The 6042-nt window shown below is 40.0% G+C and carries 8 protein-coding genes; 2 read left to right on the top strand and 6 right to left on the bottom strand.

Going from position 1 to position 6042, the window contains the following annotated elements; translation table 11 throughout:
• Nucleotides 1-175: 175 nt before the first annotated feature.
• On the bottom strand, nucleotides 176-556 hold the full coding sequence (locus B5D63_RS08945; RefSeq protein WP_159455946.1) for a GIY-YIG nuclease family protein: 381 nt from the start codon (nucleotides 554-556) through the stop codon (nucleotides 176-178).
• A gap of 479 nt (nucleotides 557-1035) precedes the next feature.
• Here B5D63_RS08945 and B5D63_RS08940 point away from each other — a divergent pair, with 479 nt between their 5' ends.
• Complete coding sequence (locus tag B5D63_RS08940; protein ID WP_078668360.1) at nucleotides 1036-1356, top strand: hypothetical protein; 321 nt, start codon at nucleotides 1036-1038, stop codon at nucleotides 1354-1356.
• 70 nt (nucleotides 1357-1426) lie between these two features.
• Here B5D63_RS08940 and B5D63_RS08935 read toward each other — a convergent pair whose 3' ends face one another.
• The 5 genes from B5D63_RS08935 to B5D63_RS08915 all read right to left on the bottom strand — a co-directional run bounded on the left by B5D63_RS08935 (nucleotide 1427) and on the right by B5D63_RS08915 (nucleotide 4736).
• Nucleotides 1427-2026, bottom strand: a complete 600-nt coding sequence (locus B5D63_RS08935) for a hypothetical protein (protein ID WP_078668359.1) — start codon at nucleotides 2024-2026, stop codon at nucleotides 1427-1429.
• A 37-nt stretch (nucleotides 2027-2063) separates the two neighbouring features.
• Complete coding sequence (locus B5D63_RS08930; RefSeq protein ID WP_078668358.1) at nucleotides 2064-2837, bottom strand: relaxase/mobilization nuclease domain-containing protein; 774 nt, start codon at nucleotides 2835-2837, stop codon at nucleotides 2064-2066.
• Nucleotides 2827-3189 (bottom strand): plasmid mobilization protein, encoded by a 363-nt coding sequence (locus tag B5D63_RS08925; RefSeq protein WP_078668357.1) that lies wholly within the window; start codon nucleotides 3187-3189, stop codon nucleotides 2827-2829. The genes B5D63_RS08930 and B5D63_RS08925 overlap by 11 nt, the downstream gene beginning before the upstream one ends.
• A gap of 398 nt (nucleotides 3190-3587) precedes the next feature.
• On the bottom strand, nucleotides 3588-3926 hold the full coding sequence (locus tag B5D63_RS08920) for a helix-turn-helix domain-containing protein (protein WP_078668356.1): 339 nt from the start codon (nucleotides 3924-3926) through the stop codon (nucleotides 3588-3590).
• Nucleotides 3927-4022: 96 nt separating this feature from the next.
• A complete protein-coding gene (locus B5D63_RS08915) occupies nucleotides 4023-4736 on the bottom strand; it encodes a hypothetical protein (protein WP_143312819.1) in 714 nt (237 codons plus the stop codon).
• A gap of 209 nt (nucleotides 4737-4945) precedes the next feature.
• On the opposite strand from B5D63_RS08915, the gene B5D63_RS08910 reads away from it, so the two are divergent.
• A complete protein-coding gene (locus B5D63_RS08910) occupies nucleotides 4946-6040 on the top strand; it encodes an AAA family ATPase (RefSeq protein WP_078668354.1) in 1095 nt (364 codons plus the stop codon).
• Nucleotides 6041-6042 lie beyond the last annotated feature (2 nt).

The following is a 6042-nucleotide window of genomic DNA, read 5'->3' as shown; positions in this document are numbered from 1 at the left end:
TCCCTGACTTTGCTGCAAAATAAATTATTCAAAATGCAATGTAACATCAGCGGGGAAATTTTAGCGATAAAATTTGGTGTTGGGGGGGATGATGGCTGCGGGAGAAATGATCTACCTCCAGCTGCCTAAAATTTATCCTACTGTCGGATCAAATCGGAGCTTTTACAACTTACAGTTATGAAAAAACTTTCATTTTTCTTTCAAAAATAGTTCTTGCCGCTTTGTTAGTCTTAATAAATTCAATCTCATGCTTGACGAGCTTCCTCGTACCATGAACATTTAATAAGGTATGCCCATTAACAGCCGCCGATTTAATAAGCTGGCTTTCTAAAATCTTAAGTTTCTCATGCATTCGAGTTTCAACTTCACAATACATCAATATCCTCGTACCATTGCCAAAGTTCTTAAGCCCTATCATAAGTCTTACGTTATTAAGAAACTGTTGCTCTATTCTTTTTTTCAAGTTTTTCGCTTTCCCTATATAGACAATACTTATAGAATTTCCGTACTTATTACAGAAACAGTAGCACCCAGCTTTATTGGAAACCTTTTCCATATCGGCCCAGTAAATGACATTATGGACACTTCCATCTGTTAGTGGGATCGGGAGCTTCCAACTAGCTTTGATTATCATTGAGGTATAATTTCAGGTAGTGAATAGATATTATTTTTTTGAATGGACTATTTTTTATTTCATCTATGAGTCCAGCAAGCCTCTTGCCTCTATTGCTTACTCTTGATATCTCACATTCCCAAACTACTAAAACTTGCCAATCTTCTGCTTCCAACTTTGCTTTATTATTGTTTCATATACAACACCTTTTTAATTAAATTACAAAAGAATAGTTATATAAACAAATTCAAATTTTTAGCTATGCAGGATGTGTAGACTTCCCGGAACCCTTATACTAAAGGAATTGTTTCTGTTGAACTCATTGATGTTTAGAAGTGGTGCTGTGAATATCAATTGTATAATTAACCTGGATCACGGTAACCTTAGATATAGTTGCCGTGGTTCACTAAAAAAGAAACATTATGCTGAAAGATTTAGTTGAAGAAGAATTAAAATTCCAGCCATTTTTGCTGGCTGGAGACTATACCTTTATTGGACCAGAGGAAGGAAATGCCTTTACTGAATTTGTAAAGGCTGTAGATAGAATTGCACCAGCTAAGGGCTGGTTCCCATCAATACATCACTCTTTAGCTAATAGGGAAGCCATAAATAAAGTACTAAGTATGCTTCCTGCATCAATACCATTGAGAATTTATGTTATTTCTGCCAGACAGAGTAAAGATCATCTTTTACATGGCACCATTGAAGACTATTGTCGGATAAACAATATTAGTTTACAGTAGTTTTTGAATTTTAAACTCAGGAAGTTGAAGCGGCCTGCTCCTCGCAGCGCCTCCCCCGGACAAACTGGCCTTACCGAATTTTCCCCGCTCTGTCCCTTAACTGGCTTGCTTCTGCCTCTTTTTCCAGCGCTTCGTGTAGCATAGCTGCTATGCGCTGCCTTTCTTCCTCCCATTGTACAACACTATCCCGGAAAGCTTGCGGGTGCGCATGATACAAGCTATCTATCGTAGACAGGAACGGGCGTAACGGTTTTCCCGCTTGTAGCTGTATGTAACGGTATTTTATATCTCCTGCCCTATAAGCCTGTAATATGGAGCGCGTGTTGAATAACCATACAGCCCCTAAGACAAGTAACAGGAACAGGCAAGCGGAAACAATCACCCCTACCTTTACATGATGATAATGCTTTATTTCCTGTACGGGCGGACGTTTCAGCAGATCGTTATTTATTTCAAGATTTTGCGATAACGTATAAACCGCCGCTGTAGGAAATTTCAGACGTTCCGGCATTCCCGTTACATCTGCTTTTATCTGCTCTAAAGAAGTACCAACATTCTTTAACTGTTCTGTGTAGTCCGGCATTTGGGGTGCTGCACTATTTATCTGCCAGATACTTTCATCAACTTTATTTAACTTGTCTACAATTGTCTGCAATAACAACTCATTCATAATACATAGTTTAATTCATTCTTAAATAAGTTTACTGTTACAAACGCATACCGCGCCTATCTGACTGCTTTTGCTCCTGTGTAATCTGCTGCTGCATTGACTTTTGCAAGCCAGCTACAGAATACTTGCGATCAATGCTGCTACCTTTAAAGGCATACAAACCTTTTTTAAAACTAATCCCCTGTAATTGTTGTGTATCCCCTTTATACTTGTACTGTATGTCTATTCCTTTTTTCATCAGCTCCTTTTCCAATGCTGGAAAGGTTTTACAGTAGAGCAATACTGCTTCGATGGCCTGAAAGATTTCATAACGGGCCGCCTCTTCTTGGTTGAGGGCTTGCAGATTGGTAAGGGCTATTTTCTTTTCGATAGCAGGAATAAGCTGATACTTTTGCGTAAGCTGCTGCGCTGCCTTCTTCCCCCGTAACCCTATCCAGTTATCACGGATTGCCTTCCCCCGGTTGTTAACCAAATTTGCAATGATATGCAGGTGTAAATGATCGGTATCGGTATGCTTTGTTATTACGTACTGGGTATTAGTGATACCTAGCTTTTCGAGGTATTCCCGCCCTATCTGCGCCATTGCTTCATTCGTCAACTGTTCACCAGGATAAAAGCTAAGGATGCCATGAAAAACAGCCTTTCGCTTGTCTGGTAACTGTTGCCGGCTCATTTCAAAATCATTGCCCATATGCCGGTAGCTGTAATCTCTGACCCCTTCTGCCTCCAGTATTTCGGCCCTCTGTTCATCTGCGCAAACATAACGACAGCAGCCATAAAAAGATTTACCGGTAATTACTTTACTTATCACGTCTTAACCAGTTTAATAGGTTATCAATCTGGCTACGGTAACTTTCAAAAAGTAGCATGGCATTTAACATGCCCTCTTTGTGGGCTTGTTTCGATACCTGATTGATATTATTTGCCATCCCTATTAACTGTTTGATATATGCCCGTTCCTCGTCGTTTAAACGGGCTATAACACCTCCAAACAATGCCATCTGACGGATATAGCCAGTGTAGCGCAAACCTGCTTTAATGGCCTTTTCTTTGACGATAAAATACTCGGCTCTGGTAAACCGTATACCCGTACGAATTTCTTTCTTTACGGCTTTAGGCGGCCTGCCGCCTTTACCTTTCTTCTTTTCCTGCGTCTGTTCCATAACTGCTACGTTTTAATCTTTGAGGGCTGGCAGCTTTGCTGCCCTGTCCGATCTTCCCGTACCGGCGGCATTGCCGCCGGTACTTTCTCCGCAGACGGGTAGCGAAGCTGCCCGTCATCCTCCGCTACAATCTCCGCTGCATTATCCCCCTTGCGACCAACGGGAGCGAGGGGGCGAGCGGTTTTTGCGCAGCAAAAACACCGCTCGCTAACGGAGCGTAGAGCCGTTCGACCTCCGCAACCGGATGGCAAAGCCGTCCGGTTTATCTCCGCATACAGGTAGCGTAGCTGCCTGTATCATCTCCCCGAACTGGTGGCAACGCTGCCAGTTCAATCTCCGCGGAACAGATAGCGAAGCTGTCTGTTCAATCATCGCAAACGGGCAGCAAAGCTGAACGTTTAATCTTTGCGGCCTTCTTCGGTCTTTAACAATTCCTGTATGTCATTCCAAAGAAAGAATACACGGGATCGGATCTTACAGCGTTTTAGCTTCCCGTGCCTGATCCAATCGTAAATAGTGGGTTTGGTAACCTGAAATAGGTCGCAGACTTCTACGAGCTTTAAAAGGGGCTTGTAGGTCATTCCGGGTGTTTCATAGAGCGGTTGAGCGGGTTTACTCTTTTCAACATTTGTAACTTCCTCCCGGATAATGAGTCTAATCCGTTGCCAATACTGGTCGGGATCAAAAGGAAACAACATGGGGGTTACAGTTTTCTCAATTTGCACATTTTCTTTCATACACTTACTGTTTTAGGCGACAAACATACGCCTACAGGCAAGCTGAAAAAAACTAAGTATACTTAAACCTAGGGCCTGAGACTAAAAAAAGGGCCTTTAGACCCCTTTCAGTTTCATTTCCAGCTCATCCAATAACTTAATAGCCGGCAAGTGGTCCAATTTCTCAAAGTACCCCCTTGCAACGGCTATACCTTTTACTATTTCTGCACGTTCTTTGATGGTTAAATTCTTTGGGTGTATAATCCTCCGAAGATTTTCTTTAATGCTATCAGTATCCACACCGGTTAATCTGTTTACCATCTGAGCAGAAAAGGCGTCAGAAGCGACTCTTTCGACACCCGCGGTTTTGAAAAGTGCATAAAGGGTAACTGTTAGGGCCGGGATTTTAGATTGGGTTTTAGCACTTTTAGTCTGTGGTATTTCAATCTGCGCCCTCTTGTGGTTTGCAACCAACGTTTCCAACTGCGGAAGAAAGGCTGACGAAAAAGAAGGCAAATAGATGCAAAAGTAGACTACCCCAAAACTTATGCCCCCCATCATACATAGTACAGATAAGTAAAGCAAATTAAAATAAGGGCTAAACAGCAAAATAACAAGCAGTGCAACGCCAAACAATGACAGAAAGTGATAAAACACATGCCCATACCAATAATGAGCGATTAGCTTTCTCCGTGTGCCTTCAATATTCCAACGGGGAGTAGTTGCCGTTTTTTCTTTGTGAATTGCGAGTAGTTGTAGCTGATTATAGCCTACATTAAGAGGGAGGTCAAAAGTGGCAAAGGATGCCATACGCTGCAAATTCTTTTTCATACACGAATCCTTTATCTAAAAATAATAAAATAAAACAGAATCTATTCATATGTAAATATTTATTAATACGAATAATCTAAAAGCTCCATAAAACAACAAATTTTATCGTCATAAATTATTAATTTATCGAAAAATGAAAACTTTTATCACAAAAACATGTTTTTATACCAAAAAATGCCATATTTTTACAAAGTCAAAAAGAAAAACCTATGTATACAGAGATTATAAGAATTATTGAAGGGGCATTAAAAAGCGACACGGGAAAAGTAATGAGTTACGCTAACCTCCTTGTTGAGAATTTAAGAAAAGATGGAGATAATAAGACTGCAGATAGGATTGAAAGTGTACTAACAAAAAAAAGAATCAACTCAGTCTTTAGCGATCAATTAATAAATGCTCCGGTCGACCAAGAAAGCAGATTAACAATGGCTGATGTTCTATTACCAGAAGCCAATATGCATGAAGTAATCTTTTCAGAATCAATGCATAACACAATAAACACTTTTATCTCAACGGTACAGCATAGAAATAAATTATTAAAAGCAGGCATAGAGCTTAATGCATCATTGCTTCTATATGGCCCTCCTGGGTGCGGAAAGACAACAATTGCAAAGTTTATTGCTCACAGATTACAATTACCTTTAGTGATTGCTCGCTTGGACTCCCTTATATCCTCACTACTTGGAAACACAGCAAAGAACATAAGAAGGATTTTCGATTTTGCATCTAGCCGTCCTTGTATATTATTTTTAGATGAATTTGATGCTATTGGAAAAGCCAGAGACGACCAACACGAACTTGGAGAATTAAAGAGGGTAATAAATAGTTTACTTCAAAACATTGATGAATACACCGCAGCCGGCAATATTCTGATTACTGCCACTAATCACCACGAATTACTGGACAAAGCAATATGGAGAAGGTTTAGTTATATTGTAGACGTAACCAAGCCAGATAAAAAAGCAATATCCCAACTTTTATATAGCAGCCTTTCCCAATTCAAAAACAACATCCTAGAAGACTCCAAAAAAGAAGAACTCGCAGCTGAAAGTATGTCGGGGCTTTCCTTTTCGGAGGTAAAAACAATTTTTAATAATACTATTTCAAAAGGCATTATTCAAGACAAAGAAGAAATTGTCTTAGAGGATATTCTCACGCAATTATTCTTATTCAGGAACAACAATAAACATGATACCGCCCTTTTAGCCAAATTCTTAGAAGAAAACGGCTGCTCAAAGCCAGCAATTGCCCAATATTTGGGCATTTCATACCGGCAAGCGACAAATATTTTGGATAAAAAATAAAA

Source organism: Chitinophaga eiseniae (genome assembly GCF_900167135.1).
GTDB classification, from domain to species: Bacteria; Bacteroidota; Bacteroidia; order Chitinophagales; family Chitinophagaceae; genus Chitinophaga; species Chitinophaga eiseniae.
This window is presented reverse-complemented; position numbering and strand designations above follow the sequence as displayed.